Here is a 25,727-nt window from a genome sequence, read left to right on the forward strand (position 1 = left end):
TGCGACTGCGGCATCCTGAAGCACTGGTCCGAACGCCGCGCCGGGGTACCCGGCGAGGCTGCCGATGACGAATAACCGCCGTTGATCGCACGTGCGACCATCGCGAGCATCGTGAGCCTCATCCCTGCTCCTGAGTCCATCGGCGCCGCTGTCATGCGACGCGGGCCGATGGAGCGACGGGGCTGCTGACGCCGACTTGGCCGAACGGTTCGTGTTGCTCCAGGCGGATAGCCGCGTCACGCGCGAGTTCGAGGCCCGCGACCAGAGTGGAAGCCAGCGCAGCACGGCGCTGGAGGGGGGTGGGCGTCGCTGCCCGGGATGGGAGGAAGTGCTCGAGCGGCAGCGCCTCGTCTCGGCCGAGGTCCGCCATCTCGCCGAGCAGCCGCCGCATGCGCGCCACCGCGGCGGGTGGGCGCCACAGGTCGGGTGGGTTGGGCCGATAGGCGGGCACGCGTTCCGGCCGGCTCATCAGCTCGAGGCAGGCCCGCAACAGCGTCGTGAGATCCGCGACGGGTGTCGCTCCCCTCCCCTCGGATACTTCGCCCTGCGCGTGTTCCGGCGCCCCTCTGGCAAAGACCTGGCGCCCGAGCTGGCGGCGGTTCCCGAGCCAGTCGGCAAGCGCCGCGACGGCGGCCCGGTCCGCGAGCTGGCGCCGGAGCGCCTCCGCCTCCAGCCGGGCCTCCCGCCCCTCCCGGCTGTCCTCCGGCAGCAGCAGTCGCGAGCGCAGCAGCGCGAGGTTCGCCGCCGCCACGAGCCAGTCCCCGAGCCGGGACAGCGGCACGTCCCCGCGCCCGATCGCCCCCTCCAGCGCGGCCTCGAACTGGACGGCGAGGTCGAGGAGGGAGATCGCGCCGACGTCGACCCGCCCCGCGCGGACGAGCTCGAGCAGGAGGTCGAGCGGGCCGGCGTAGCCCCGCAGGTCGAGGTGGAGCCCGTCGCGATCACGCACGGTTTTGCGCGGCGGATCCTCCCAGCCTTCCTCAGACGCCGCGGCCACGGTTGCACCGCCCCCGACAGCCTCAGCCATCGTCGTAGCGGGGCCGGAGGTCCAAGGAGAGCGAGGGCCAGGCCTGGCGCACCCGCACGAGCGCCGCCCAGGGCGTCCAGTCCGCCGACCAGAAGGCGAGCGACAACCGGGCAGGGTTCGCGTCCCCTCCCCTGCCAGTTCCCGCTCCGCTTCCGCGCTTCCCGCGTCCCCTCGTCGCCTCGGACCGGTGCGCGACGTGCCGCAGCGGCCAGGTCGTGCCCCAGTTCGCCCACAACCACCCGAGCGCCTCCGGGTGCGACGGCCCGAGCCGGAGTACGTCAGGGGGGACCGGCACGAGGCGGTGCAGGTCCAGCGGCACCGGCCCGCCTGGCCGGCTCGCAGCCGCCCGGACCCGCTCGTCCGCCCGCTCCAGCGCCGTCCTGATCCCGCCGGCCACCACGCGGCAGCCGTGGAGGGAGAAGATCCGCTCACCGCGGGGCGGGGCAGCGAGGAGGTGGAACAGGTCCTCCTCCTCCCCCGCCCTGCCGTGCGTCCACGGGATCACCCCGGGTCCGGCCGCGGCGAGCCGGAAGAGTGTGAGGTCCTCCGCCGGCCCGGTCACGTCGAGGTGGTGGAGGAGCCAGTCCGGGTGGTCGAGCGCGAGGATGTCGGCGCGGGCCGAAGACCCACCTCCCGCCGTCTCGGCCGGCCGCGCCGCGCCGCCCAGCCCGTCTCCCCTTCCCTGCCCCGCGCGGGTCACAGGTCGAGCAGCTTCACCGGGCTCGCGGTCACGAGCTTCGCGCGCCGGACGTAACCGCGCATCGTCTTGAGGTCGCGGTGCCGCGTGTGGCCCATCACCTCCTCGTCCCGCGCGCCCGCGACGTAGGCCTCCGTCACGAACCCCGCCCTGAGCCCGTGCGGGCTCAGCCGCTCCCCCGCGTCGGCCTTCAACTTCGCCATCCCCGCCCGGCGCAGGAGGACCTGGCGCACCGCATCCGGCGAGAGCCGGTCGTGGCCGATCCGCCCCCAGCGGTCCACCTTCGTGAAGACGGGGCCGAAGCGGATGTCGGCCGTCTCGCACCAGGTCTCGACCGCGCGCACGGGACAGGTGTCCCGTCGTTTCCCGCGGGGGATGCCGAGCTCCACTCCCTCCCCGGCCTGGTCCGTCTTGGGGGGGCAACAACAGCCGCAGCCCCTCGCCGGTGAAGCGCAGGTGCTCGCGATCCACCCCCACCAGCTCGGAGCGCCGCAGCGCCCCCGCGAAGCCCAGCAGCAGGAGCGCGCGGTCGCGCGTCCCCGTCAGGTCGGCGTCGCAGGTCGCCACCAGCCGGCGCAGTTCGGCCGAGGTGAGCGCTGCGGCCTGGCGCACCCGCGAGCCGTGCAGGCGGGCGATGCCCTGCAGCGTCGTCCGGATCGCCGGGTGCGAGGGCGTCCAGTCGAGCCCCCGCACCCGGTGGGCGTGGCCGATCGCGGCGAGCCGCCTCTCGAGCGCCGAACGGGAGTGGGTCGGGGCGAGGGCGGCGAGGTAGGCGGCCACGGCAGCAGGCGCGGCAGGAAGCGGCTCGGTCCCGTGGGCCACGCACCACGCCTCGAAGTCGGCGAGGTCGGCCCGGTAGGCCCGCAGCGTCTCGGGCGCGAGCGCCCGGCGGGCATAGGCCTTCGCCGCCTCGATCGCCTCCGCCAAGCGGGGTGAGAGCGCGGTTCCGACCGGGGCGACGGGGATGCGGGTGGGCAGCTTGGCGTCGGTCACGGCGGGCAATCCATCACTCGACGCCGACCGCGGCGGCGATCTGGCGACGGATGAGGGCAAGTTCGTCCGGGGTAATCCGCGAGGGCGTCGCCCGAACCCGCGCCTTCGCCGTCGCGGTCACGAAGGGGGAGAGGCAAAAGCTCGGCTTCGTGCAGCCGTTCTCCGGGCCCGGCTCGAGGCGGACGCAGAGGTCCGGGATCGCGAGCCCCGCATCCTCCGTGATCGGCACGAGGAGGAGCGCGGGGTATCCCGGCCCGAACAGGCCATCGTCCTCGACGACGACCGCCGGCCGCCGCTTGTTCGCCTCGACCGGGACGGCGTCGCGCCAGTCGACCACGACGATGGAGCCCGCGGGGAAGGGCCGCTCAGGCGGGGTCAACGGGACGGCCGAGTTCCGCGACGAGGGCGGCGGCGGCGGGGCTCTACCGCGACATGGCGGCCGACCGCCTCGCTCGCGGCCCGGATGCGGGCGCGCCGGACGTCGCGCGCCGCATCCGCCGCGAGGTGACGGAGGAGGGTCGCGAGCGGCAGTCCACGCGCCGCGGCCTCGGCCTCGAGTACCTCGCGGACGTCGTCGTCCAGGCGGACGGAAATCGGAACGGCCATCGGGCACCTCCTGGACGTGAGCGTAGCGCCCCGGCGTAGTGCACGCCAGTCACCGAATGAGGCGATCTTCTAGTCACACGCGGTAAGGGAAGCTTATCGCGTGTGAGGCGCAGGGAATGTCTTGGGCGCCAGTTGTTGTCTTTCCTCAATCGCCGGACGCGCGACGTTTGCCCCGCAATGGGGCGTGGGATGGACCGAGATCGCCGGACGACGGTCCCCGGATCGCCGGATATCTCCTTTCCTGAACGCCACATCCCCACCGGAGCGGATGGCGGCCCGCCCTCCGCCGCGGCCGACCTGCGGGAGCGGGAGTTCCGGCGAGACGGAGGGCTCGCACCGGCCGTCCACCCGAGCGCACGGCCAGTTCGGAGGCGAGCGCCACGAGATTGGCGAACAGGTCCGCCGGGGCACGGAGGCCTACGCCCGGCAGCGGACCGACCCCCGCCGTCAACCCGGACCATCGGACCTGAGGGTCGCCGCCCGCGAGCGCGCGTCCGAGGGCTTCCTGCAAGCGCGCAACCCCCTCGAACTCGCCGGGTGCGAAGAGAATGCCGGCGACCTCCTCCCAGCCTCGCGGTCCGCCCTTCACCTCAAACCAGATGTCCCGTGCCGGATCCCTCTCGAGCAGGAGGCGCCCGCCGCGGATGCGCAGCTCCGCCGCCGGCGCAGTGCTCAACGACGCTGCGGCCCCACCCCGCGCGACCCGCAGGAGCCTGCGGTGACGCGCGCAGACCGCCGTGGCGTCGGTCCGCCACGCCGAGCGGAGGTGGACCTCGCCGTCCCGGACCTCGTCCTCAGCGACGCACGCCTCGCACCAGGCCAGCCGACCGCGCAGCCACCCGGCAAACGCCGGATCCGCCACCGGGCGCAGTGCCGCGACCTCGGCCGGCTCGCGTCCCGTGGCTTCGGCGAGTGTCACGTCCAGCGCCGGCCACGGGGGCGCATCGAGGCCCGGTCCGAGCCGCCCCCGCGGCGGCGGGGGTACATTGAGGCCGGCGAGCAACTCGTTGGCGGAAAGACCGTAGCGGGCGCCCAAGCGCGTGACCCATGACGACAGCGCCTCACCGGGTGTGCATAAGCGCCGAACCGGGACCCCTCCGAAAAACGTCCACAAGTCGCTGCTTTCATTGCAGATTCTGGTTACCGTGTGGGGTCCCGATCGGCGCCGATCGGGACCCCGCTACTGAGCGGATTTTCTGTATCGAATCAGCGCAATAAGCTGGACTTCGGTAGGGTTCCGCTTCGGCGCCTTTCGACAGTCGAGGCGCAGCGCATGCTCTCGGTCGCCTACAGGACGGGCGACGGCGTTGCCCAGGACTGGGGAGAGATGATGCGCTGGGCACGCCTCGCGGCGGAGGGCGGCAGCGCCGACGCGCAGAACACCCTCGGCTACGGCATCCTGACCGGGCTCGCCGGTCACCCGCCCGATGTCGTCGAGGCGTGCGCTTGGCTCATGCTCGCGGTCGAGCGCGCGCCACCCGGCGAGTTGCGCGAGCGCGCTCGGGTGAACGTGACGAACGCGATGGCCCAGCTCGACGCTGCCGCTCTCCGGGAGGCGGAAGCGCGCGCGCAACACTGGCGGGATCGCTTCCGGAGATAGTCAGGGGCAGCGAGCCATAACGCACGAGATCATGGCGCTAAGCAGAGTCTCTTCGACCTGCTGTCCCCATTGGCATGACGATCGCCGTAGTCCCGCCTCCCCTCATGCAGGCCCTTCTCCACCCGGGCGCAGCTCTCGTCAGTCGTGCGTCGATCGCGTCCTGCGCGTGATGAGGAGTGCCCCCAAGCCGAACACAAACAAAGCTAGGGTCGCCGGCTCAGGTACGGGCACGCGACCGACTGGATCAACGAACGTGCGAAATACAGCGTCAGAGTTTGCGTTGTACCAGACGGGGCCGTCGAGGGGACGCAAGTGAAAGGTGTACGATATGCCTCCATTGTAGGAGTTCGGGTAGTCGGCGGCCCAGATGAAGGAATTCTGCAGCTCGGTCTGAAGGCCGATGGCCAGTCGTTCGCCTGGGTGTACCATCACGCCAAGGATGGCAACGTCGAGAATGACCGTCCCAGGCGAGCGTGGAACCTCGTCCACCGTCAGCAGCACGGCGCCCAGCTGCGGGCCGAAGACGGGTGGGTTGAACTCTTGAAGCAATGGGAAAAGCCATACGGTGAGAGGTGCATCACCGCTGACGCGCCAAACTTCCAGTTCGATGCGCGAGAGCAGTCCCTCGACGCCGACGGTAAGCGTCTGTGCAGGGTAGTAGACGGAACCCGGCGACGGCTCGCCCACCCAGAGGCTGGGACCAGACGGCTGAGCCGCGTTCCACTGGTCGAGGATCGGTGCTGCACGCGCTGAGCCACAAACGGCGGCTAGCCAACCTGCGAGCAGGAGAGGAACAGCTGCTAAGACAGCCTGTGAGGTTCGACCCTCCCGATGTCCGAGGTGTTTTGCCACGTCCGATGCTTGTCCTTCTCGGTCTGGACAGCCGCTATGGGCCGCCACGAACCATTTGGCGTGCTCATGCCCACGGCCCTGCACGGCCCCACGCAACTGTTTCAACACGTCCTGACGGCTGCGCTTCCCGATCCTCACCCATTCCGTCCGATCGGTGCGAACCTGCATCCCACATACGCGGCACATCAGATTGGTTGAGCACGCCAACGATCCATTGATCCGAGGCTGGAGACGGAGTTGGTCGTCCGTCGAACCGGCTCCGCTTATATCGAGGTGCTGACGCCCGCAGCACTCCCTACATCCTCAGCTTCGGTCCCTGCCGCTGTTTGTAGTGCTGGCGCTCCGGTTCCGGCGGCAGCCCGCGCCGTTCCCGTTCTGCCGCCCTCTCCCGCATCTCCACCCGTTCTGCCGTGCGCTCGCGCCGCCGCTCCTCCATCGCCCAGCCGTGCGACCGGTGCCGTTCCGCTCCCTCGCGCGCCAGCGTCACCCCGCGCGCCAGCCGCGCGAGGTCCGGGGTTTGCTCCGGCGCCGTGCCCGCCACCGTCGGCGCCTCGCCCCGTCCCGCAGCCCGGTAGCAGGCCCGCACCCCCTCCTCCCCGAGCCGCGCCAGCGCCGCCGCGACGAAGCGCCCCAGCTCCTCGCCCACCCCCGCCCGCCGGCCCCGCTCCCACGCCGCCCCGACCAGCGCGTCCCGCCGCCTTTCCTGCGCGTGCCAGCCCTCGTGTGGCCCCTCCCGCCGCGCCGCCGCCCCGCGCGCCCGCGCCACGTCCTCCAGCGTCTTCCAGGCCCGGGGCGAGAGGCCGGTGATCTCCACCGCGTCCCGGCCCCGCTGCGCCATCACCGACCGGGTGTAGGCGTCCGCCGCCCGCGCCCGGTGCCTCGCCTCGTCCTCCAGGCCATGGGCGATCCACCGTGCCGCACCCCGGGCCCTCGCCCTCTCCAGCTCCGCGCCCCGGCTCGCGAACAGCCCCTCCCGGCCCCGCAGCACCCCGAGGCTCTCCGGGCCCTCCGCCTCCAGCCGGGACGCCGTGCGGCGGAGGTCGCCCCCGCTCGCCGCGACGAGGGCGGCCAAGCGCGCCCGCGCCGCCTCCGGGTCGCGGTAGGCCGTCTCGATCCACCGCTCCCGGTCCGCTTCCGCACGCCGCACATCGCGGTCCGCGTCCGCTGCGGCGCGCAGCTCGCCCACCGTCGTGCCTCGCCCGAGGCTGTCGCGGCCCCACGGGCTGTGAAAGGCTGGTAGCAGCGGCGCCGGCGCGGCCCTCTCGACCTCTCCCTTACCAAGGGAGTGCTCTATCGCCGGCTGCTGCTCCGACCGCCGCACCACGATCTCGCTCGCGGGCGCTAGCGGGCTGAACCCGCGCCTCTCCGCGAAGCGCGCCGCCTCGCGCCCCTCCTCCGGTCCCGCGTAGTCGAGCGTCGTGTCCTTCGCCCGCTCCCGCGACAGCGCTCGCGTCAGCCCTTCCCGGCTCCTCATCGCCTCGGCCGACCAGTGCAGCTGCACGCCTTCGCGGTGTCGGGTGAGGGCGACGTACGCCATGTGTCGGTCCATCCCCGGCCCGGCGAGCACGTGCGCGCGGTCCACGGTGACGCCCTGCGCCTTGTGCACCGTCGCCGCGTAGCCGTGGTCCAGGTGGCCGTAGTCGCGGAGGTAGAACGTCACCGCCCTCCCCTCCCCGGCCCTCCCGCCCGCGCCGTCCAGCGCCACGGTCAGGCGCTCGCCACCCGCCTCGACGGCGAGCACCGTCCCGAGCGTACCGTTCTTCACCGCAGCACCCCCGCCCCCGTCAGCCTGCGCCCCGAGTGCCCGCTCGTTGCGCAGAAACATCACGCGGTCGCCGGCCGCCATCACGCGTGGGCCGTTCTCGGTCGCCACCTGGTGCTCCTGACCGAGCGCCCCGGCCTCGTGCATCGCCCCGCGCGCCAGCCGGTTCAGCGCCGCCACGTCCCCCCGCGTATGCGCCAGCGTGATGCGGGAGGCATGTGGGCTCTCCCGACGCGCCGCCGCCCAGCCCGCGATGACAGCCGCCCGCGCCTCGTCCTGCGTGCCGTGCCCGGCCACCATGCTGGCCTGCTCGTAGCGGTCCAGCGCCGCCCCCGTGTACCCCGTCGCGAGTTCCCGCGTGGCGTCGCGCTGCCACCCCTCCCGCTGCCGTCGCACCTCGGCGATCTCCGCCGCCCCGTGCCGCTCCGCGAGCGCCCGGAACGCCGCCCCGGCCTCGATCGCCTGAAGCTGCTCCGGGTCGCCCACGAGCACGACCTTCGCCCCGGCCTGGTGGGCCTGCGTCAGCACCCGCTCCATCTGCCGCGAGCCGACCATCCCCGCCTCGTCCACCACCAGCACGTCGCGGGGCGTGAGGCGGTCCGCCTCGCGGCCCTCCTTCCAGCCCCACTCCAGGCTGGCGAGGGTGCGTGACCCGATCCCCGAACCCGCCTCCAGGCCCTCGGCCGCGATGCCCGACAGCGCCGCGCCCCTGACCCGGTAGCCGGCGCCCTCCCACGCCCCGCGCGCCACCCCGAGCATCGCGCTCTTGCCCGTGCCGGCGTAGCCGACGACGAGGGCCAGGTCGCCGCCCTCGGTGACGTGCCGCATCGCCGCCCGCTGCTCCTCCCCGAGCCGCATCCCGCGCGCCTCGGCCGAGCGCAGGGCGCGCTCGGCCATGGTCCGCTCGACCCGGTGCGCGCGCGACCCCGCCAGCGCCGCCCCAGCCTCCTCCATCCGCCGCTCGACCGCGAGGGTATCGCGCGTCGTGAACCGCTCCCGCCCCCGCCCGTCCTCCCCCAGCCGCACCAGCTCCGGCGCCGCCTCGACCTTCGCCATCACCTGAGCGAACTGTTCCGCCCCGTCCGTGTGCCGCGAGACGAAGCGCGCCAGGTCATGTCGGGTGAAGGTGGACTGCCCCCGCGTGATCGCGTCGAGCGCGACGGAGGGGTCCGCGGCGATCCGCTCCCCGTTCCGCCGCGCGCTGGCGTCGTGCTCGGCCCGCCGCTCGGCGTCCTCGCCCCGCTCCGCCCGGCGCTCGCCCGCCGGCCCCACCTTGCCCTGCGGCTCCAGGGCGATGCCCTGCGCCGCGAGGGAGCGGTGATCGATGCGGGCGTCGTGCCCCAGCTCGTGCAGCCGCTGGTTCGCCATCTCCGCCCAGCGCTCGCGCCAGCCCGTCAGTAGCTCGGTGCTGTTCCAGTCCCGCGCCTTCGGGCCGAACCCGTCGCCCCCGACGCGGCGCATCGTCAGCATGACGTGCGCGTGCGGCTGCGCTTCGCCGTCCTTGCCCACCCCCCAGTGCACGTTCAGGTCCGCCACCATCCCGCGCGCGACGAACTCCCCCCGGACGAAGTCCTGCGCCAGCGCAACTGCCTCGGCCTTCGACAGCTCGCGCGGCAGCGCGATCTCCACGTCGCGCGCGAGCTGCGCGTCGCGCCGACGCTCGCCCGCCTCGACCTCGTTCCACAGCGTCGCGCGGTCGTGCCACTGCTCCGGCGCGCCCTCCGGCAGCAGGATCTCCGAATGCACGACGCCGGCCTTGGCGGTAAGTCGTGCGCCCGGCCCAGCCGCTCGTCGTCCAGCCGCGAGGCGGAACGGTAGGCGGCCGCCGCGACGGCGCTGCGGCCCGAGGCTCGCGAGATCACCTTGGCGGAGAAGTGGTAGATCGCCACGGCCGGACCGTGCCCGCAGCGGGCCGGAGAGGGAACCCGGCGGGCGGGACCGTTCCGCCCGTGCCCGCCTCACGGTTCCGCCACGTCGCCCCCGGCGACGTATAAGCGCATTTCGCTGCTTCGGTCCCCTCAGCATCGCGAACTGACGGGCGGCGAAGGTCTTGCCTTGCCATTAGCCGCAGATCCCCCGTCTGGCGGGAGCGATGCTCAGCGGGCGACAGGGTTCGGCACGGGACGCGTTCCGGCCTCGAGGGACTGCCACGCCGCGGGCTCACACGATCGTGTCAAGGAGGACTTGCGGCAGATCGAGGGAATGGTCGGTTGTGCCAGGGTCGGCCGCGACCTGGAGTGACGTTCCGCCGTGATCGCTCGTGCCGTCGTTGGTGAAGCGAAAGACGCCCGGTGCTGATCGACTTCTTACGGGCGAGCAAGACGGATGGCACCGGGACGCTCGACCTGCCGCGCAATGCCTCCCTCGCCACGGGAACGAACCCAGGCCCAACTGAACTGGCGGCGGGGGAACGGCATGCCTGACGTCGAGAGGATGGTCAGGCGGCAGCGGGCGCTCGCCGGCTTCGGCGAGTTCGCGCTACGCAGCGATAACCTCGACGAGATCCTGACCGAGGCATGCCGCCTCGTCGGCGAGGCATTGGAGACGAACCACGCCAAGATCCTTGAGATCCAGGACGACGGTCGCTCCCTCCTGGTTCGGGCGGGCGTTGGTTGGAGCTCGGACGTCGTCGGCCGGGTGCGCTTGGAAATGACCGAGCGCTCCTCCGAGACCTTCTCGATCGCGTCCGGCAAGCCTGTCATCACCCGCGACATCCGCGAGGAGGTCCGATTCGAGCTGCCCGCCTTCCTTCAGGAGGCCGGGGTGATCGCCCTGGCGAACGTGCCGATCTTCCTGCCCGGCGGGAAGCCTTATGGCCTCCTTCAGGTCGACCACAACGAGCCGCGCGACTTCGGCCCGGAGGATTCGGAGTTCCTCCGCACCTACGCGACCATCCTCGGCCCGGTCATCGACCGCCTGCATCAGGTCCACAGGCTACGGACGACCGAAGAGCGGTTCCGCCTCATCGTCGAGGCCGCGCGCGATTACGCGATCTTCGTCACTGATGCCGAGGCCCGGATCACCGACTGGTTCCCTGGGGCGGAGGCGGTCTTCGGGTGGACCGCGGCCGAGGCTGTGGGACAGCCTACCGGTTTCCTGTTCACGCCCGAGGATCGCGAGAGTGGCGCCTATGACGGTGAGTTCGAGACGGCCCGCGTCGAGGGGGTCGCGGCGAACGTCCGTTGGCACCCCCGCAAGGATGGGTCGCGGGTGTTCATCGAAGGCAGCAACAGGGTGCTGCGCGGAACCGACGGAGAGCTGCACGGGTTTTTCAAGATCGGCCAGGATGTTACCGAGCGCCGTCGGGTCGAGGAGCAGTTGCGCGAGAGCGAGGGGCGCCATCGCGCACTCGTCGAGGCATTGCCGCAGCTCATCTGGCGCTCAGCGGCGCGGGGCGAGTGGAACTGGGGTGGGCCGCAATGGACCGCCTATACCGGCCTCTCCATCGAGGCCAGTCGCGGCCAGGGCTGGCTCGAAGCGCTGCACCCCGAAGACCGACAGACGGCCCGCGATGCCTGGGCCAGAACGGAGGAGATCGGACTGTTCCAGGCAGACTACCGCATCCGCCATGCGGGCTCGGGCCGCTACGTCTGGTTCCAGACCCGTGCCGTGCCGGTGCGGGATGAGGGCGGCCGAATTATCGAGTGGGTCGGAGCCTCCACTGACATCGAGGACCAGGTGCGGGCGCGCGAGGTGCTGGCGCGCGGCAGTGAGGAGCTGGGGGCACTCGTCACCAAGCGCACCGCGGAGCTGATGGCCGCCGAGGAGAGCCTGCGCCAGGCGCAGAAGATGGAGGCGGTGGGTCAGCTCACGGGCGGCATCGCGCACGACTTCAACAACATGCTCCAGGGCGTCGCGGGCGGCATCGACATGGCGCGGCGTCGCATCGCCGAGGGCCGGGGTGGGGAGGTCGGACGCTACCTCGACGCCTCGCGCGAGGCGGTGGGCCGGGCGGCTGGCCTGACACGTCGCCTGCTCGCCTTCGCGCGGCGGCAGCGCCTCGAGCCGCGGCCCGTCAACGCGGATGGCCTCGTCGCGGGGCTGGCGGACCTGATCCGCCGCACGGTGGGGCCTGGGATCGAGTTGCAGCTGCGGCTGCACGACGGGGTCGGAAGCGTGCTGTGCGACGCGAACGAGCTGGAGAGCGCGCTGCTGAACCTCTGCATCAACGCCCGCGATGCCATGCCCGGGGGCGGGCGGCTGACGGTCAGCACGGAGGCCGTTCAGCTCTCGGCCGACGACCTGCAGCGCATCGAGGACCCGCCGCCGGGCGACTACGTGACGATCCGTGTCGCGGACACCGGCGCCGGCATGCCACCCGAGGTCCTGGAGCGGGTGTTCGACCCCTTCTTCACGACGAAGGCGCAGGGCCAGGGCACCGGGCTCGGGCTGAGCCAGGTGTACGGCTTCGTGCGGCAGTCGGGCGGGCTCGTGCGCATCGAAAGCACGCCGGGACAGGGGACGACTGTTTGCCTCCTCATGCCGCTGCACGACCGTGCGGAGGAGGCCGAGGTGCGGGATGCACCGCCGCCGCCCCGTGCCGTCGCTCGGGCAACGGTGCTGCTGGTGGACGACGAGGAGGCGGTGCGCGGGCCGGTTGCCGATCGGCTGCGCGACCTGGGCTACGCGGTGATCGAGGCGCGGGACGGGCCGGAGGCGCTGCGGACGCTGACTTCCTCCGACCCGGACCTGCTGGTCACCGATGTCGGGCTGCCGAACGGTATGAACGGGCGCCAGGTGGCCGAGGCAGTGCGCGAGGGACGGCCGGGGCTGCCCGTGCTGTTCGTCACCGGCTACGCCGCCGCATCCTTGCCGCCCGGCTTCGAGGTGATCGGCAAGCCCTTCGATCTCGACGACTTGGCGCGGCGGGTGCAAGCCATCCTGGGGCCGGGCAGATCGTCAGGCGACACCAACCCCGGCGCCTAGCAAGCGGTTCCCGACGAACCGTCAGGATCTTCGTAAGGAACCGCTCGGCTCTGGTGCACGATCAATCACGGGGTCGCGGCGGGCCTTCGGGGGACAATGTTTAGGCAACGCGCTGGGCACGCCACGACACGCTCGCCAGATCACGGTTTTCCATTCGTGCGGGCGCACCTCCGACCAACTGAAGGGACTGGGCGATGCTTCGCCCTTTGCGCACCACTTCGGCAAGTTGTCTGCGGCTCTGCGTCCGGTACCCTCCCCGTGTCTTCCCTCGCCGGACCTGGGTGCCATCGTCGTGCACCTTCGTACGCGCCGGGTTAGGTTGGGAGCATGCCAGCGATCCGTCACGTCGCCTCCGGCGGCGCCTCCCTCGCTGCCGAGGTGATCGGGGAGGGCCAGCCCGTCGCCTTCCTCCACAGCAATGCCGGCGACCGGCGCGAGTGGCACGGGCCGATGGGGCGCCTAGGTGCGGCGCACCGGGTCGTCGCCTACGATCGGCGCGGCTTCGGCGCGACGCGGGCCGACCGGGAGGACCACTCCGCGGTCGCTGACCTCCTGGCCGTGCTCGACGCCGTGACGGACGGCGCGCCCGCCGTCCTCGTCGGCTGCTCCATGGGCGGCAGGATCGCGCTCGACGCGGCGCTGCGGCATCCCGCGCGCGTCCGCGGCCTCGTGCTCATCGCGCCGAGCGTCGAGGGAGCGCCCGCGCCGGACTACCCGCCAGAGATCGCGGAGCTGGTAGCCTGGGCGGGAGAGGCCGAGGCGGCGGGCGACCCAGGTCGCGCGGCGGCGGCGAAGGCCCGGCTCTGGCTCGACGGCCCGCTCGCGCCGGAGGGGCGGGTCGGGGGCACGGCGCGTCGGCTGTTCCTCGACATGATCGGGACCGCGCTCCGCCTGGCCCCGGTGGGGGCGAACCTCGACCGGGCGCCGGCCTACGGGCGGCTCGGCGAGGTCGCGGTGCCAACCCTCGTCATCCAGGGTGACCTCGCCTTCCCGCACATCGTAACGCGCTCGCGCCACGTCGCGGCGACAGTGCCGGGCGGGTCCTGGCACGGGATGGAGGGCGTCGCGCACCTGCCGGCACTTGAGCGGCCTGACAAGGTGGCCGACCTCATCGGCAACATCCTCGCCCGCTGCTCGGGTTGAGGGCAGACGTCAATCCGCAAATCCGTGGTTTAGAATCGCGACACTCTGCCGATACCGTAGCGATGCATAAGCCCCGATTTCCGCACCGAGGATCGGTTTGCCCTCGTGCTATGCTCGGTTGAAGATAACGCCATGTCGTTTAGCCTTCCGCCGTCCGCTGCTCGGCGCAGCCTGCCCGCTGCCTTCGGCGGCGGCGCGGTGATCGGTGCCCTGGGCGGATTGATCGGGCTGGGCGGGGCAGAATTCCGCTTGCCGCTGCTGATCGGCCTCTTCCGCTTCGCGGCCCTCGAAGCCGTGATCCTCAACAAGGCCACGAGCCTCGTCGTCGTCGCGACCGCCCTGCCCTTCCGCATGGGAACCGTGCCCCTTGGCGAGGTCGCCGCGCAGTGGCCGGTGATCCTCAACCTGCTGGCAGGAAGCCTGCTCGGCGCGTGGCTGGGCGCGGGCTGGGCGACCCGCCTGCGCTCGGAGTCCCTCCACCGCGTCATCGCCGGGCTGCTGGTGGTGATCGCGGCCGTGCTCCTCCTCGGGCATGACGCGACGGCGGGCGCGGCCCCCGTGACGGGCACAGCGCAGTTCGTCGCGGGCGTGGCGGCCGGGTTCGGGATCGGCGTCGTGGCCTCGATCATGGGCGTGGCCGGGGGCGAGCTGCTGATCCCGACGCTGGTCCTGCTCTTCGGAGCGGACGTGAAGCTGGCCGGAAGCCTCTCCCTCGCGGTCAGCCTGCCGACGATGCTCGTCGGCTTCGCCCGCTACAGCCGCGACGGAAGCTTCTCCGTCCTCGGCCGCAACCGGTTGTTCCTGCTAGTGATGGCGGCCGGATCGGTCGTCGGCGCCTTCATCGGCGGGCGCCTGCTCGGCGTCGTGCCGGGTGCCGTGCTGCTGCCGGCGCTGGCGGTGATCCTGCTGGTCTCGGCGGTGAAGGTCTGGCGGCACGGCGCCCACAGGTCCTGATGCCGCGTCAAGCTTGCGCTTCGCGCGGTCAGCCGGGCGTTCGGGGGGATGCCACGGCCTTCCCGTCCGGAGTCTTCGGGTCGCAACCCGTACCCAAGGGCTGAAAGCCGGTCAGGGCCGCCGCGCGGCCGGACTCCACTCCTTCGTTCCCGTTGCCCGCTATGCGCCATCGTATATAACGACGTGGTCAGCGTAGCAGGACCGGCATGGACGGGATCGGGGCGGGCGACGTGCACATCCGGGGTGAGGCGCTGCTGGACTGCGGCGTCGCCCCCGACGGCTCCCTCGTCCGCCTCGGCTTGCGGGACGAGGCGGGGGTGCCGACACACCTTACCCTCCCCGCCGATTGCCTCGCCCAGCTTCTCATGACCTTGCCGCGGCTGGCCTCCGAGGCCCTGCGGCGGCGGCACCGCGACGCGAGCCTGCGCGTGGTCTATCCGCTCGGCGGCTGGCGTGTGGAGGCGACGCCGGACGGGGCGCGCCGCATCCTCACCCTCTCGACGGAGGACGGCTTCGCCGGGTCCTTCGTCGTGCCGTTCGGCTGGCTGGGCGAAATCGCCGAGGCGGCCGAGTGCCGCCCGGACCTGCCGTTGCCGAACTGATGCCACGAGCCAGGTCGCGCCCCGGTAGTACGGGGTCTCCCATGCGTCGCCTGCACCGCCGCTTCCTAGCCCTTGCCCTCGCCTCATTGCTGCTCCCCTCCGGTGCCCTTCGCGCGCAGGAGCCGCTGACGGTCTTTGCCGCCGCCTCGCTCACCGACGCCCTGCGTGACCTCGGCCGCCAATGGGAGACGCGCGGCAACTCGCCAGCCCGCTTCTCCTTTGCCGCGTCCTCAGCCCTCGCGCGGCACATCGAGCAGGGGGCACCCGCCGATCACTTCATGTCGGCCGACGAGCCCTGGGCCGACTACCTGCAACAACGGAACCTGCTGGCCGAGGGTACGCGTGCCTCGCCCCTCGGCAACGCCCTCGTCCTCATCGCGCCGGCGAACGCGGCCCGGCCCGTCGAACTTGGCCGCGGCACCGACCTCGCGGCGCTGCTCGGCCCGAATGGCCGGCTCGCTACCGGCGATCCCTCCAACGTTCCGGTGGGCCGCTACGCACAGGAGGCCCTGACCTGGATGGGGGCATGGGCCGCGATCAATCCCCGTCTCGCCCGGGCCGACAACGTCCGCTCCGCCCTCCTCCTCGTAGAGCGCGGCGAGGCCCCGCTCGGCATCGTCTATGCGACCGACGCCGCGGCCTCGTCCGGGGTGCGGGTGATCGGCACCTTCCCGGCGGAGAGCCACACGCCCGTCACCTATCCCTTCGCCCTGACGCGCCGCGCGGCGGGGAACGACCGCGCCCGCGCGCTCCTCGACTTCCTGCGTGGGCCCGAGGCGGCGGAGACCTGGCGCCGCTTCGGCTTCTCGGTGCGCTGACGCGGGGCGGACAGCACGCTCTCCCGCATCGCGCGGCTCGTGGAGGAGGCAACGGCCTCGCGCGGCCGGACGCAGCGCTTCATCGAGCGCTTCTCGACGGTCTGGACACCCGGCGCGATGGCGGCATCGCTCCTCGTCATCCTCGTGCCGCCGCTCTTCCTCGGGGGCGAATGGGGCACGTGGCTCTACCGGGGCCTCGCGCTCCTCCTCGTCGCCTGCCCGGCGCCCTCGTCATCTCCGTGCCCGCCGCGATGGCGTCCGGCCTCTCGGCGGGCGCGCGGCACGGGTTGCTGGTGAAGGGCGGCGCGGCGTTGGAGGCGATCGGCGGCGCCCGCACCGTCGCCTTCGACAAGACCGGAACCATCACGGCGGGGCACCCGCGCGTGACCGACGTGCGGCCCGCGGAGGGCGTGCGGGAGACGGAGGTGATCCGCCTCGCAGCGGGCGTGGAGCCAGGTTCCTCGCACCCGCTCGCCCGCGCCATCCTCGCGGAGGCCGCGGCGCGCGAGAGACCGGCATCTCGCCCGCGACGGAGGCGGGCGCGGTGCCCGGCAAGGCGGTGAGCGGGCGCGTTGAGGGTGCCCTCGTCGCCGTCGGCTCGCCCTCCTGCGCGGCCGCCTCCGGCGCCGCCCAGGAGGGCGAGGGCAAGACGGCGGTCATCGTGACGCGCGACGGCGCGCTCCTCGGGATCGTCGCGATGCGGGACGAACCCCGTGCGGACGCCGCCGAGGGGATTGCGGCGCTGCGGCGCCTCGGCGTCGGAGCCGTAATGCTGACGGGCGACAACCCGCGCACCGGCGCGGCGATCGCAGGCGCGCTCGGCCTCGACGTGAAGGCCTCGCTCCTCCCCGACGACAAGCTGCGCGAGATCGCGGCGCGGGCGGCGACGGGTCCGGTCGTCATGGTGGGCGACCGCATCAACGACGCCCCCGCCCTCGCCGCCGCGACGGCAGGGATCGCGATGGGCGGCGGCACCGACGTCGCGCTGGAATCCGCCGACGCCGCGCTGATGCGGGAGCGCGTGCGGGGGGTCGCGGAACTCGTCGAGCTCTCGCGCGCCACCCTCGCCAACGTGAAGGGGAACGTCGCGATCGCGGTCGGGCTGAAGTTCGTCTTTCTCGTGACGACGGTCACTGGCACGACGGGCCTCTGGCTCGCGATACTCGCCGACACCGGCGCGACGGTCCTCGTCACCCTCAACGCCCTACGCCTGCTCGCCTGGAAGCCCTCCCAGTGACCGAAGCCGATGCCCCCACGCCGCGCCGTCGCGACCCTGGCCGTGCCGAACCCCGGCGCCTCCCCAATCCGTGCGGGAGGAACACTGGCGCGAGCGCGCGACGAGGACCGACGCCATCGGAGGTTCCACGACGTGATCCGGTCCGGCCTCGCGGCAGCGCTCGCCGCCTTCCTCGCGGACCAGGCGACGAAGGCCTCGGCGCTCGACGCCCTGTGACCCCCGTACTCCGCAGGGCTCGTCGTGCTGCCCATCCTGAACCTCCGGCTCGGCTTCAACACGGGGGGAGCTTCGGCATCCTCGCGGAGACCGCGGCGGGGGCCGTGCCGCTGCTCGTCCTCGCGAAGCTCCGCGTCGTCGGCCTCCTGCTGATCTGGCTCCGGCGCACGACCGACCGGGCGGAGGCGCTCGCCCTCGGCCTCGTCATCGGGGGCGCCGCCGGCAACATCCTCGACCGCGTCCGTCACGGCGCGGTGGCGGACTTCCTCGACGCGCTTTACGACGGCTGGCACTGGCCGACCTTCAACGTCGCGGACATCGCGATCGTCTGCGGCGTCGGGCTGCTCCTCGTCGCGGGCTTCCGGCCGCGCCGCGCCGTGGCCGGCACGTGATGGCGACGCCCTCCCCGTGCTGCGGCATCTGCGCCCTCGACGCGTCGGGCACGTTCTGCACGGCGCGCGGCCGCACCCTCGACGAGATCGCGGCCTGGCCGGATGCGACGGAGGTGCGGCGGGCGGCCATCGCCGCTGTCACCGCGGCACGGACCGGTCGCGGCGTGCCTTCGCCGCCCGGCTCCACATTGACGTTTCGTAAGGTTCGGCGCATGTCCCGGCCCCGATGATCCGGCGCCTCGGCCGTCACCGCCTCGCGCGGCTTCTCGCGCTCCTTGCCGTCCTGCTGACGGCCGGGCTAACGGGGCACGTGCATGCGGCACCCGCCGCTGGCGCGGTCGTCGCCATGGATGCGGGCGGCCACGACGAGGGCGGCACGGGCAGCGTGGATTGCGGCCTCTGCCACCTGGCCCGCGCGGCGCTTCCGGCAGTGCCGCTGATCCCGACGCCCTCGGTGACGATCCTCGACGCGACCGCTCCGGCCGCGGGGCGGGCCGCCGCGTCGCGACCGCCCGACCTGCCGGCCGAGCCACCGCGAGCGGGGCACCGCACCTAGCCGCGGCCGTCCGGAAGGACGGGTGCGGTCGTCGCCCCGTGCCCCTTCCCGGACCGCCACCATGTCGTTCCCCGTCTCCCCGCGCGCCCGGCTCGCCGTCGCCGCGCTCATCCTCGCCTCGCCGGCCGCTGCCGCCGATCTGCGGGCGGGCTTCGCGGGCGCCGTCGCGCTGTCCGCGCCGATCCGCGCGCTGGAGGCGGAACGCGCGGTCCTCGTCGCCCGCCTGGAGCGGGCCGATTCCTTCGTGCCCGGGGCGCCGGCCGGCGTGATCGCCTACCGCACGGACCGGGTCACGCGCGACAGGGGCCTGCGGGAGGTGGAGGGCGAGATCGGCGTGCCGCTCTGGCTGCCGGGCGAGGCGCGAGCCCTCCGCGCCTCTGCGGAGGCGGGCCTCGCGGCCCTCGACGCCTCCGTCGCGCGGGAGCGGCTCGCGCTCGCGGGTGAGGTACGCGCGGACTGGTGGGCGTGGCGCGACACCCTCGCCCTGCGTGAGGCCGCACGGGCCCGCCTCGTCGCGGCGCGGGCCCTCGAACGCGACCTGCGGCGGCGCGTCGCGGGCGGGCAGTCGCCGGAGGCCGACGCGCTGGCCGCGACGGCTTCGGTACGGGAGGCGGAAGCGGCGCTCCGCGCGGGCGACCTGGCTGTCCGGAACGCGGCCCTCGCCTTCCGGACATTGACGGGACAGGAGCCGAGCGACGGCCCGGCGGAGGGTCTCGCGATGGTCCCGGCCGAGGGCGCCGACCCGCGTACCGCCGCCGCGCGGGCGGCGGTGGAGGCGGGACGCGCGAACGAGCGCCTCGTCGCGGTCCGCGACCGCCTGAACCCGGAGGTTGCCCTCCAGCTGCGGCACGAACGCGATGCCTTCGGCCAGCCCTGGGGCACCCGGGCCGCCGTGCTGTTCACGATCCCGCTCGGCAGCCCGCCCCTCCAGCGCGAACGGGCCGCGGTCGCGGGAGCGACGGCGACAGCCGCCGCGGTGGAGGTCGCCGCCGCGGCGCGCACGATCCCCGGCGGCGTGGCACGGGCGCGGGAGGAACGCGACGCGGCCGACGGCGTGCTGCGCGCCAACGAGGCGCGCCGGGCCGCCCTCGCGGAGCAGACGGCGCTCGTCGAGGCCGCATGGCGCGCCGGCGAGACGGCACTGATCGAGGTGATCCGCGCGCGGACGGCGCTCGCCGATGCGGAAGCCGCGCGGGCGCGCGCCCGCGTTGCCGTCGGCCGCGCGGCGTCCGGCCTCAACCAAGCCCTTGGGGCGGAACTGCGATGAGGGGCATCCTCCTCCTCGCCGCCGCCCTTGCCCTCCCGGCCCCCGCGGACGCCGCGGGCATCCGGGAGGGCTTCGCGGGCGCGCTCGGGCTGAGCGCGGAAGTCCGCACCCTGGAGGCGCAGCGGCCGGTGACTGACGCGCGGCGCGCCCGCGCCGACGCGCTCCTCCCCGGCGCCCCGACCCTCAACGGCGGCGTGCGGAGCGACGCGGTCGCGCAGAACCGGGGCTACCTCCAGCTCGACGCCGGCGCGAGCGCGCCGCTGTGGCTGCCGGGCGAGTCCCGCGCGCTGCGCGGCCTCGCGGATGCACAGGGCGCCTCGACCGACCGCTCCCTCGCCCGGGCGCGCCTTCTCCTCGCGGGGCAGGTGCGGGAGGCCTACTGGACCTGGGCCATCGCCGCCGCGGCGGCGGAGGCCGGCCGGACGCGCCTCGCCGCGGCACGGGCGCTGGAGTCCGATGTCGGGCGCGGCGTCGGGGCTGGCAACGCCCCGCGCACGGACCTCCTCGTCGCGACCGCCGCGACGCGGGAGGCGGAGGCCGCGCTTCGGGAGGCGACCGCCGCCGCCCGCACCGCCGCCATCGCCTTTCGCGTGCTGACGGGATTGGAACCGACGGCCGCGCCGGAGGAGCGCGCCGCCGCGTCGGGCGCGGCCCCGGCCGCACCGCGCGACGACGATCCCCGCCTTGCCGCGGGCCGTGCCGCTGTCGAGGCGAACCGGGCGAACGAGCGCCTCGCGGCGGCGCGCGACCGCGCGAACCCCGACATCGGCCTCGGCGTGCGGGTCCAGCGCGACGCGCGCGGCGAGGATCTCTCGCCGAATGCCGTCGTCTCCGGGCGCCTGCCGCTGCGCCATGGGCCGACCTACCGCGAGGCCCTCGCCGAGGCCCGCGCGACGACGGCAGCCTCCGAGGCCGAACTCGCCGCGACGGAGCGTGCCCTCCGCGGCGCGGTGGACCGGGCGCGGGAGGCACGCGCCGCGGCCCTCGACCCGCCCGCCTCGCCGAGGCCCGCCACGGCGCGTTGGTGGAGCAGGCGCGGCTCTACGAGGCCGCCTACCGGGGCGGCCAGTTGCCGTTCATCGAGGTCGCGCGCGTCCGGGCGCAGCTCGCGGAGGCGGATGCCGGCCGCCGCCGCGCCCGCGCGGAGGCTGGGCGCGCCGCCTCCGAGATCAACCAGGTGCTGGGCCAGGAGCCATGACGATGCGAACGACCCGCCGCGGCGCCCTCGCGCTCGCCCTCGCGGCCGCCGTGACCCCCGCGGCCCGCGCGCATGAGGGGCACGACGACGAGCCCGCCGGGCCGGCGAGCGCCGCGCCCCGCGTGAACGCGACCTCCGAGGAATTCGAACTCGTCGGCGTGCTGGGCGAGGGCGGGACGCTGACGATCTATCTCGACCGCGCGGCGACGAACGAACCGGTGGACGGGGCGGATATCGAGGTGATGCTCGGCCAGGAGATCGTGAAGGCGGAGCGGGTCGGCCCGGCGACCTACCGCGCGCGCCTCGCCGCGCTGACGCGGCCGGGCGGCTACGACCTCACCTTCTCGATCGCGGCGGGCTCGGAATCCGACCTCCTCACGGGCGCCTTCGACGTGCCCGCACCTCCCGGCGAGGGTGCCACCGCGCATGGCTGGCTCGACGCCCTGAAGGAGGCGCCGGTCCTCTGGATCGGCGGCGCCGGCCTGTTCCTCGCGGGCCTCGTCGTCGGCCGCGCATCCCGCGCGCGCCCGCTGCCGCCGATGGTCGAGGAGGACCCGCCGGCCGTGGCGGCGCCGGTCCGCGCGGCACCCGCTCCCGTCGCCGTGCAGGCTGCCGACGCTCCCGCGCCGCGCAAGGCCGCGCCCGTCGCGGCCCTCCTCCTGACCGCCCTCTTCGCCGCGCCCGCCTTCGCCCAGACCGCCCCGGAACCGCCGCGCCGCCTTCCGGACGGCGCGGTCTTCATGCCGAAGGCGTCGCAGCGGCTGCTTGAGGTCCGCACGACCCGCGCCGAGCGGAGCCGGGCGGACACGGCGATCCAGCTCGTCGGCGCGATCGTGCCCGACCTGAACGCGAGCGGCCGGGTCCAGGCAAGCCAGACCGGGCGGCTGGAGCCGGGCGACCGTGGCCTGCCCGGCCTGGGGCAGGCGGTGGAGCGGGGGCAGGTCCTTGCCTACGTCACGCCCGCCTACTCCATCTCGGAGCGCGGCACCCTCCAGCAGGGCCTCGCGGAACTCGACCAGCAGATCGCGATCGCCGAGGCCCGCGCGAACCGCCTCGCCGGGCTGCGCGGCTCCGTGTCCGACCGCGAGATCAGCGAGGCGCGCGCCGAACTCGCGGGGCTGCGGCAGCGCCGCGCGGCGGTCCAGCCCTCGCTCTCCGGGCGCGAGCCGCTCGTCGCCCCCGTCTCCGGCGTCGTCTCCATCGTGCGGGGCGCAATCGGCGGGATCGTGGACACGCAGGCGCCGATCTTCGAGATCGTGGACCCCTCGCGCCTCTGGGTGGAGGCCCTCGCCTTCGACCGCACGGCACAGGGAACCGTCTCCGGCGCGAGCCTCCTCCTGCCCGACGGGCGGACGACGCCCCTCGAACTCCTCGGCCGCGGCCTGTCGGCCCGTCAGGGCGCGGTGCCGCTGAACTTCCGCATGACGTCGCCGCCCGAGGGCCTCTCCGTCGGCTCGCCCGTCACCGTCCTCCTCCGCCTGCCTCGCGCGCAGGAGGGCGTCGTGCTCCCCGCCGACGCGGTGGTGCGGAGCGCGGAGGGACCGCCCGTCGTCTATTCCCACGTCGCGCCCGAGCGCTTCGTCGCCCTCCAGGTCCGCGCGGAGCCCCTCGACGGCGCCCGCGTCCTCGTGACGGCCGGGATCGAGCCGGGGACGCGCGTCGTCGTGCGGGCCGCCGGCATGATCGCCCAGGTGCGGTGAGGAGGCGGCCGTGCTGTTCAACGCCCTCGTCCGCTTCTCCCTCAACAACCGGCTCTTCGTCCTCGTTTTCGCCGCGATCGTCACGGCCTACGGGACGTGGACGCTCACCCGGATGGGCTTCGACGTCTTCCCGGACCTCAACCGCCCGACGGTGACGATCATCACCGAGGCCGAGGGCCTCGCGCCGGAGGAGACGGAGCAGCTCATCTCCTTCCCGATCGAGACGGGGATGAACGGCCTGCCGGGGGTGGAGCGCGTCCGCTCGGTCTCCTCCGCGGGCCTCTCCATCGTCTATGCCGAGTTCGGGTGGGGCACCGACATCTGGCGCGCCCGCCAGCTCGCGGCGGAGCGGCTGGGACAGATCCGGGGCAACCTGCCGCCGACGGCGCAGCCGGTGATGGCACCCGTCTCCTCCGTCATGGGCGAGATCATGCTCGTCGCGATGACGGCGCCCTCCGACGGCTCCGTCTCGCCGATGGACCTCCGCGACATGGCGGACTGGGTCATCCGGCCGCGCCTCCTCACGATCCCCGGCGTCTCGCAGGTCATCCCGATCGGAGGCGAGGTGCGCCAGTTCCGTGTGATGCCGGACCTCGCCCGGATGTACGCCCTCGACGTGACCCACGACGCCCTCGTGGCCGCGCTGCGGCAGTTCGGCACGAACTCCGGCGGCGGCTACGTGGACCAGGGCGGGCGGGAATACCTTATCCGCAACATCGGCCGCACGACGCGGCTGGACGACCTCCGCAACGCCGTCGTCGGTTTCCGGGCGGGGCAGCCGATCCTCCTGCGCCAGGTCGCGGAGGTGGATTTCGGGGCTCGCTTCAAGCGCGGCGACGCTGGGGCGGACGCCGGCCCCGCCGTCATCCTCGGCGTCCAGAAGCAGCCGCAGGCCGACACGATCTCCCTGACCCGCCAAGTCGAGGCCGCGCTCGCCGACATCCAGCGGACGATGCCGCGCGGGGTGAAGGCCGACCGGGTCCAGTTCCGGCAGGCGACCTTCATCGAGACGAGCATCAAGAACCTGCAGAAGGTGCTCACGGAGGCGGTGGTCGTGGTCTCCGTCGTGCTCTTCGCCTTCCTCCTCAACTTCCGCACCACCTTCATTTCGCTCACCGCGATCCCGCTCTCGATCCTCCTGACCGTCATCGTGTTCTCTGCCTCCGGACTCTCCATCAACACGATGACGCTCGGCGGCCTCGCCATCGCCATCGGCGAGCTCGTGGACGACGCGGTGGTGGACGTCGAGAACATCTTCCGGCGGCTGCGCGAGAACCGGGAGGCGGGCGAGCCGGAGGGCGCGCTCGCGGTCATCGCGCGGGCGAGCGGGGAAGTCCGCTCGGGCATCGTCTATGCGACCCTCATCATCGTCCTCGTCTTCGTACCCCTGTTCGCGTTGTCGGGGATCGAGGGACGGCTCTTCGCGCCGCTCGGGGTCGCCTACATCGTCTCGATCCTCGCCTCCCTCGTCGTCTCCATTACCGTCACCCCCGTCCTCTGCTACTACCTCCTCCCCCGCATGAAGCGGCTCTCGGACCACGAGGGCCGGCTGCTCACCTGGCTCAAGTGCGCGAACGACCGGGCGCTGAGGGGCGCCTTCCGGCGGCCCGGGCTTGTCTATGCCCTCGCGGTCGTCGGCGTGGTCGGTGCCGGGGCCAGCCTGCCTTTCCTGCCCCGAGCCTTCCTGCCGGCCTTCAACGAAGGCACCGTCCTCGTGAGCCTCTCCTTCGGGCCGGGAATCTCGCTCGCCGACAGCAACGCCTACGGGCGCGTGGCGGAGCGCCTCGCGGCCGGGGTGCCGGAGGTGCGCCACGTCGGACGCCGGACGGGCCGCGCCGAACTCGACGAGCACGCCGAGGGCGTACACGTCTCGGAGTTGGACCTCGATCTGGCCCCTTCGGACCGTTCCCGGGCGGAAGTGCTGGCAGACCTCCGGACGCGCCTCTCGGCGCTGCCCGCGAACGTCTCCCTCGGCCAGCCGATCGCGCACCGGCTGGACCACATGCTGTCGGGCGTGCGGGCGCAGATCGCGCTGAAGGTGTTCGGCGACGACCTCGACACGCTCCGTGCCGTGGCCGAAGGGCTGCGGTCGCGGATCGCCGAGGGCGTGCCGGGCACCGCGGACCTCCAAGTCGAGCGGCAGGTCCGCATCCCCCAGGTGCGGATCGCCATAGACCACGAGCGCGCCGCCCTCTACGGCGTCTCGGCCTCCAACCTCACCGAAGCCCTCCAATCCCTTACCGGCGGCCAGGTGGTGAGCCAGATCGTGGACGGCGCCCGACGCTACGACGTGGTGTTGCGGCTGCCTGACGACGCGCGGACGACGGCGCGCCTCGCCGACGGCCTCGTGGAAACGCCCGCGGGCCGGGTGCCGCTCCGCCTCCTCGCCCGCGTCGAGGACGCGGACGGCCCGAACCAGATCCTCCGCGAGGGGGCGCGGCGCCGCATCGTCGTCTCCGCCAACACCGACGGGGTCGCGGACATGGCGGAGGTCATCGCCGGCATCCGACGCGTCGTCGCGGAGTACCCGATGCCGCAGGGCTACGCAGTGAGCCTGGAGGGCACCTTCCGGGCACAGGAGGAGGCCTCGCTCACAATCGCCCTCCTCTCCCTCGTCTCACTCTCGCTCATCTTCGTCGTGCTCTACTCCCGCTACCGCTCGGCCGTTCTCGCGGCCGTCATCATGGGGAACGTTCCCCTCGCCCTCATCGGCGCCGTCGCTGCGCTCTGGATCAGCGGGCAGCCCCTCTCCGTCGCGACGATGGTCGGCTTCGTGACGCTCACGGGCATCACGACGCGCAACGGCATCCTGAAGGTGAGCCACTACCTCAACCTCGTCCTGCACGAGGGCGAACGCTGGGGAGTGGCAATGATCCTCCGCGGGTCGCGAGAGCGGCTCGCGCCGGTGCTGATGACCGCGCTCGCGGCGGGCCTCGCCCTCATCCCCCTCACGATCGGGGCGGACCAGCCGGGCAAGGAAATCCTGGCCCCCGTCGCGATCACGATCCTCGGCGGCCTCCTGACGGCGACGCTCCTCGACGCCTTCGTCACGCCGCTCCTCTTCCACCGCTTCGGGCGGCCGGCGCTGGAGCGCATCCGTGCTGCCGAGCGCGAACGCCGCGCCGCCGCCCCCGCGGGCGCCGTCGCGGACACCTTCTGACGATCAACCCCAGGGAGAACC

General features: G+C 73.5%; 26 protein-coding genes and 1 pseudogene. 18 read left to right on the plus strand and 9 right to left on the minus strand.

What is annotated here, in order from left to right; genetic code table 11:
• Positions 1 to 151 precede the first annotated feature (151 nt).
• From ACE7GA_RS00175 to ACE7GA_RS00205, 7 genes and pseudogenes are all read right to left on the minus strand, one after another.
• Complete coding sequence (locus tag ACE7GA_RS00175; protein ID WP_376093956.1) at positions 152 to 949, minus strand: segregation/condensation protein A; 798 nt, start codon at positions 947 to 949, stop codon at positions 152 to 154.
• A gap of 70 nt (positions 950 to 1,019) precedes the next feature.
• Positions 1,020 to 1,727 carry a hypothetical protein gene (locus ACE7GA_RS00180; RefSeq protein WP_376100585.1) on the minus strand — a complete coding sequence of 236 codons (708 nt, stop codon included), beginning with the start codon at positions 1,725 to 1,727 and terminating at the stop codon, positions 1,020 to 1,022.
• Positions 1,724 to 2,068 carry a hypothetical protein gene (locus ACE7GA_RS00185; RefSeq protein WP_376100587.1) on the minus strand — a complete coding sequence of 115 codons (345 nt, stop codon included), beginning with the start codon at positions 2,066 to 2,068 and terminating at the stop codon, positions 1,724 to 1,726. Before ACE7GA_RS00185 ends, ACE7GA_RS00180 begins: the two co-directional genes overlap by 4 nt.
• Positions 2,069 to 2,492: 424 nt before the next feature.
• Positions 2,493 to 2,717, minus strand: a pseudogene (locus ACE7GA_RS00190) (hypothetical protein); the annotation flags it as partial.
• A gap of 13 nt (positions 2,718 to 2,730) precedes the next feature.
• Complete coding sequence (locus ACE7GA_RS00195; protein WP_376093959.1) at positions 2,731 to 3,096, minus strand: type II toxin-antitoxin system PemK/MazF family toxin; 366 nt, start codon at positions 3,094 to 3,096, stop codon at positions 2,731 to 2,733.
• Positions 3,093 to 3,323: a hypothetical protein gene (locus ACE7GA_RS00200; protein ID WP_376093962.1), complete on the minus strand. Its 231-nt coding sequence runs from the start codon at positions 3,321 to 3,323 to the stop codon at positions 3,093 to 3,095. The genes ACE7GA_RS00195 and ACE7GA_RS00200 overlap by 4 nt, the downstream gene beginning before the upstream one ends.
• A 145-nt stretch (positions 3,324 to 3,468) precedes the next feature.
• Positions 3,469 to 4,437, minus strand: a complete 969-nt coding sequence (locus ACE7GA_RS00205; protein ID WP_376093965.1) for a TniQ family protein — start codon at positions 4,435 to 4,437, stop codon at positions 3,469 to 3,471.
• Positions 4,438 to 4,596: 159 nt separating this feature from the next.
• On the opposite strand from ACE7GA_RS00205, the gene ACE7GA_RS00210 reads away from it, so the two are divergent.
• Positions 4,597 to 4,923 (plus strand): hypothetical protein, encoded by a 327-nt coding sequence (locus ACE7GA_RS00210; protein WP_376093968.1) that lies wholly within the window; start codon positions 4,597 to 4,599, stop codon positions 4,921 to 4,923.
• Between the two features lie 138 nt (positions 4,924 to 5,061).
• Here the strand turns inward: ACE7GA_RS00210 and ACE7GA_RS00215 are convergent, their stop codons facing one another.
• Together ACE7GA_RS00215 and traA are read right to left on the minus strand one after the other, a co-directional pair.
• Positions 5,062 to 5,610 carry a PEP-CTERM sorting domain-containing protein gene (locus ACE7GA_RS00215; RefSeq protein ID WP_376093971.1) on the minus strand — a complete coding sequence of 183 codons (549 nt, stop codon included), beginning with the start codon at positions 5,608 to 5,610 and terminating at the stop codon, positions 5,062 to 5,064.
• A 460-nt stretch (positions 5,611 to 6,070) separates the two neighbouring features.
• Positions 6,071 to 9,283 carry a Ti-type conjugative transfer relaxase TraA gene (gene traA / locus ACE7GA_RS00220; RefSeq protein ID WP_376093974.1) on the minus strand — a complete coding sequence of 1,071 codons (3,213 nt, stop codon included), beginning with the start codon at positions 9,281 to 9,283 and terminating at the stop codon, positions 6,071 to 6,073.
• 545 nt (positions 9,284 to 9,828) lie between these two features.
• On the opposite strand from traA, the gene ACE7GA_RS00225 reads away from it, so the two are divergent.
• The 17 genes from ACE7GA_RS00225 to ACE7GA_RS00305 all read left to right on the plus strand — a co-directional run bounded on the left by ACE7GA_RS00225 (position 9,829) and on the right by ACE7GA_RS00305 (position 25,706).
• The gene (locus tag ACE7GA_RS00225; protein ID WP_376093977.1) at positions 9,829 to 9,960 is read left to right on the plus strand and encodes a hypothetical protein; all 132 of its coding nucleotides are present in this window, start codon (positions 9,829 to 9,831) and stop codon (positions 9,958 to 9,960) included.
• Positions 9,953 to 12,463 (plus strand): PAS domain S-box protein, encoded by a 2,511-nt coding sequence (locus ACE7GA_RS00230; protein ID WP_376093980.1) that lies wholly within the window; start codon positions 9,953 to 9,955, stop codon positions 12,461 to 12,463. The genes ACE7GA_RS00225 and ACE7GA_RS00230 overlap by 8 nt, the downstream gene beginning before the upstream one ends.
• 327 nt (positions 12,464 to 12,790) lie before the next feature.
• On the plus strand, positions 12,791 to 13,606 hold the full coding sequence (locus tag ACE7GA_RS00235; RefSeq protein ID WP_376093983.1) for an alpha/beta fold hydrolase: 816 nt from the start codon (positions 12,791 to 12,793) through the stop codon (positions 13,604 to 13,606).
• 132 nt (positions 13,607 to 13,738) lie between these two features.
• A complete protein-coding gene (locus ACE7GA_RS00240) occupies positions 13,739 to 14,560 on the plus strand; it encodes a sulfite exporter TauE/SafE family protein (RefSeq protein ID WP_376093986.1) in 822 nt (273 codons plus the stop codon).
• Between the two features lie 206 nt (positions 14,561 to 14,766).
• Complete coding sequence (locus tag ACE7GA_RS00245; RefSeq protein WP_376093989.1) at positions 14,767 to 15,162, plus strand: hypothetical protein; 396 nt, start codon at positions 14,767 to 14,769, stop codon at positions 15,160 to 15,162.
• A 41-nt stretch (positions 15,163 to 15,203) separates the two neighbouring features.
• Complete coding sequence (gene modA / locus ACE7GA_RS00250) at positions 15,204 to 15,980, plus strand: molybdate ABC transporter substrate-binding protein (protein ID WP_376093991.1); 777 nt, start codon at positions 15,204 to 15,206, stop codon at positions 15,978 to 15,980.
• Between the two features lie 39 nt (positions 15,981 to 16,019).
• Positions 16,020 to 16,277, plus strand: a complete 258-nt coding sequence (locus ACE7GA_RS00255; protein WP_376093994.1) for a hypothetical protein — start codon at positions 16,020 to 16,022, stop codon at positions 16,275 to 16,277.
• Positions 16,232 to 16,543: an HAD family hydrolase gene (locus ACE7GA_RS00260; protein ID WP_376093997.1), complete on the plus strand. Its 312-nt coding sequence runs from the start codon at positions 16,232 to 16,234 to the stop codon at positions 16,541 to 16,543. The genes ACE7GA_RS00255 and ACE7GA_RS00260 overlap by 46 nt, the downstream gene beginning before the upstream one ends.
• Positions 16,525 to 17,217 (plus strand): HAD-IC family P-type ATPase, encoded by a 693-nt coding sequence (locus ACE7GA_RS00265; protein WP_376094000.1) that lies wholly within the window; start codon positions 16,525 to 16,527, stop codon positions 17,215 to 17,217. The genes ACE7GA_RS00260 and ACE7GA_RS00265 overlap by 19 nt, the downstream gene beginning before the upstream one ends.
• Positions 17,218 to 17,226: 9 nt before the next feature.
• Positions 17,227 to 17,433 (plus strand): hypothetical protein, encoded by a 207-nt coding sequence (locus ACE7GA_RS00270; RefSeq protein WP_376094003.1) that lies wholly within the window; start codon positions 17,227 to 17,229, stop codon positions 17,431 to 17,433.
• 104 nt (positions 17,434 to 17,537) lie between these two features.
• Complete coding sequence (gene lspA, locus ACE7GA_RS00275; RefSeq protein ID WP_376094006.1) at positions 17,538 to 17,825, plus strand: signal peptidase II; 288 nt, start codon at positions 17,538 to 17,540, stop codon at positions 17,823 to 17,825.
• On the plus strand, positions 17,825 to 18,055 hold the full coding sequence (locus ACE7GA_RS00280; protein ID WP_376094009.1) for a DUF1289 domain-containing protein: 231 nt from the start codon (positions 17,825 to 17,827) through the stop codon (positions 18,053 to 18,055). Before lspA ends, ACE7GA_RS00280 begins: the two co-directional genes overlap by 1 nt.
• Positions 18,052 to 18,381: a hypothetical protein gene (locus tag ACE7GA_RS00285; protein WP_376094012.1), complete on the plus strand. Its 330-nt coding sequence runs from the start codon at positions 18,052 to 18,054 to the stop codon at positions 18,379 to 18,381. The genes ACE7GA_RS00280 and ACE7GA_RS00285 overlap by 4 nt, the downstream gene beginning before the upstream one ends.
• A gap of 61 nt (positions 18,382 to 18,442) precedes the next feature.
• The gene (locus tag ACE7GA_RS00290) at positions 18,443 to 19,648 is read left to right on the plus strand and encodes a TolC family protein (protein WP_376094015.1); all 1,206 of its coding nucleotides are present in this window, start codon (positions 18,443 to 18,445) and stop codon (positions 19,646 to 19,648) included.
• Entirely contained in the window at positions 19,645 to 20,922 is a 1,278-nt protein-coding gene (locus ACE7GA_RS00295; protein ID WP_376094018.1) for a TolC family protein, read from the plus strand. Before ACE7GA_RS00290 ends, ACE7GA_RS00295 begins: the two co-directional genes overlap by 4 nt.
• Positions 20,849 to 22,546 carry an efflux RND transporter periplasmic adaptor subunit gene (locus ACE7GA_RS00300; RefSeq protein ID WP_376094021.1) on the plus strand — a complete coding sequence of 566 codons (1,698 nt, stop codon included), beginning with the start codon at positions 20,849 to 20,851 and terminating at the stop codon, positions 22,544 to 22,546. The genes ACE7GA_RS00295 and ACE7GA_RS00300 overlap by 74 nt, the downstream gene beginning before the upstream one ends.
• 10 nt (positions 22,547 to 22,556) lie before the next feature.
• Positions 22,557 to 25,706 (plus strand): efflux RND transporter permease subunit, encoded by a 3,150-nt coding sequence (locus ACE7GA_RS00305; RefSeq protein WP_376094024.1) that lies wholly within the window; start codon positions 22,557 to 22,559, stop codon positions 25,704 to 25,706.
• Positions 25,707 to 25,727 lie beyond the last annotated feature (21 nt).

This window comes from Roseomonas sp. CCTCC AB2023176 (assembly GCF_042259275.1).
Lineage (GTDB): Bacteria > Pseudomonadota > Alphaproteobacteria > Acetobacterales > Acetobacteraceae > Roseomonas.

Excerpts from the sequence above, each read along its gene's own strand:
- ACE7GA_RS00245 (WP_376093989.1), top strand. The coding sequence starts at position 14,767 with ATGGACGGGATCGGGGCGGGCGACGTGCACATCCGGGGTGAGGCGCTG.
- ACE7GA_RS00230 (WP_376093980.1), top strand. The coding sequence starts at position 9,953 with ATGCCTGACGTCGAGAGGATGGTCAGGCGGCAGCGGGCGCTCGCCGGC.
- ACE7GA_RS00290 (WP_376094015.1), top strand. The coding sequence starts at position 18,443 with ATGTCGTTCCCCGTCTCCCCGCGCGCCCGGCTCGCCGTCGCCGCGCTC.
- ACE7GA_RS00260 (WP_376093997.1), top strand. The coding sequence starts at position 16,232 with ATGGCGTCCGGCCTCTCGGCGGGCGCGCGGCACGGGTTGCTGGTGAAG.
- ACE7GA_RS00235 (WP_376093983.1), top strand. The coding sequence starts at position 12,791 with ATGCCAGCGATCCGTCACGTCGCCTCCGGCGGCGCCTCCCTCGCTGCC.
- ACE7GA_RS00280 (WP_376094009.1), top strand. The coding sequence starts at position 17,825 with ATGGCGACGCCCTCCCCGTGCTGCGGCATCTGCGCCCTCGACGCGTCG.
- modA (WP_376093991.1), top strand. The coding sequence starts at position 15,204 with ATGCGTCGCCTGCACCGCCGCTTCCTAGCCCTTGCCCTCGCCTCATTG.
- ACE7GA_RS00210 (WP_376093968.1), top strand. The coding sequence starts at position 4,597 with ATGCTCTCGGTCGCCTACAGGACGGGCGACGGCGTTGCCCAGGACTGG.
- ACE7GA_RS00295 (WP_376094018.1), top strand. The coding sequence starts at position 19,645 with ATGAGGGGCATCCTCCTCCTCGCCGCCGCCCTTGCCCTCCCGGCCCCC.
- ACE7GA_RS00300 (WP_376094021.1), top strand. The coding sequence starts at position 20,849 with ATGCGAACGACCCGCCGCGGCGCCCTCGCGCTCGCCCTCGCGGCCGCC.
- ACE7GA_RS00240 (WP_376093986.1), top strand. The coding sequence starts at position 13,739 with ATGTCGTTTAGCCTTCCGCCGTCCGCTGCTCGGCGCAGCCTGCCCGCT.
- ACE7GA_RS00270 (WP_376094003.1), top strand. The coding sequence starts at position 17,227 with ATGCCCCCACGCCGCGCCGTCGCGACCCTGGCCGTGCCGAACCCCGGC.
- ACE7GA_RS00200 (WP_376093962.1), bottom strand. The coding sequence starts at position 3,323 with ATGGCCGTTCCGATTTCCGTCCGCCTGGACGACGACGTCCGCGAGGTA.
- ACE7GA_RS00285 (WP_376094012.1), top strand. The coding sequence starts at position 18,052 with ATGATCCGGCGCCTCGGCCGTCACCGCCTCGCGCGGCTTCTCGCGCTC.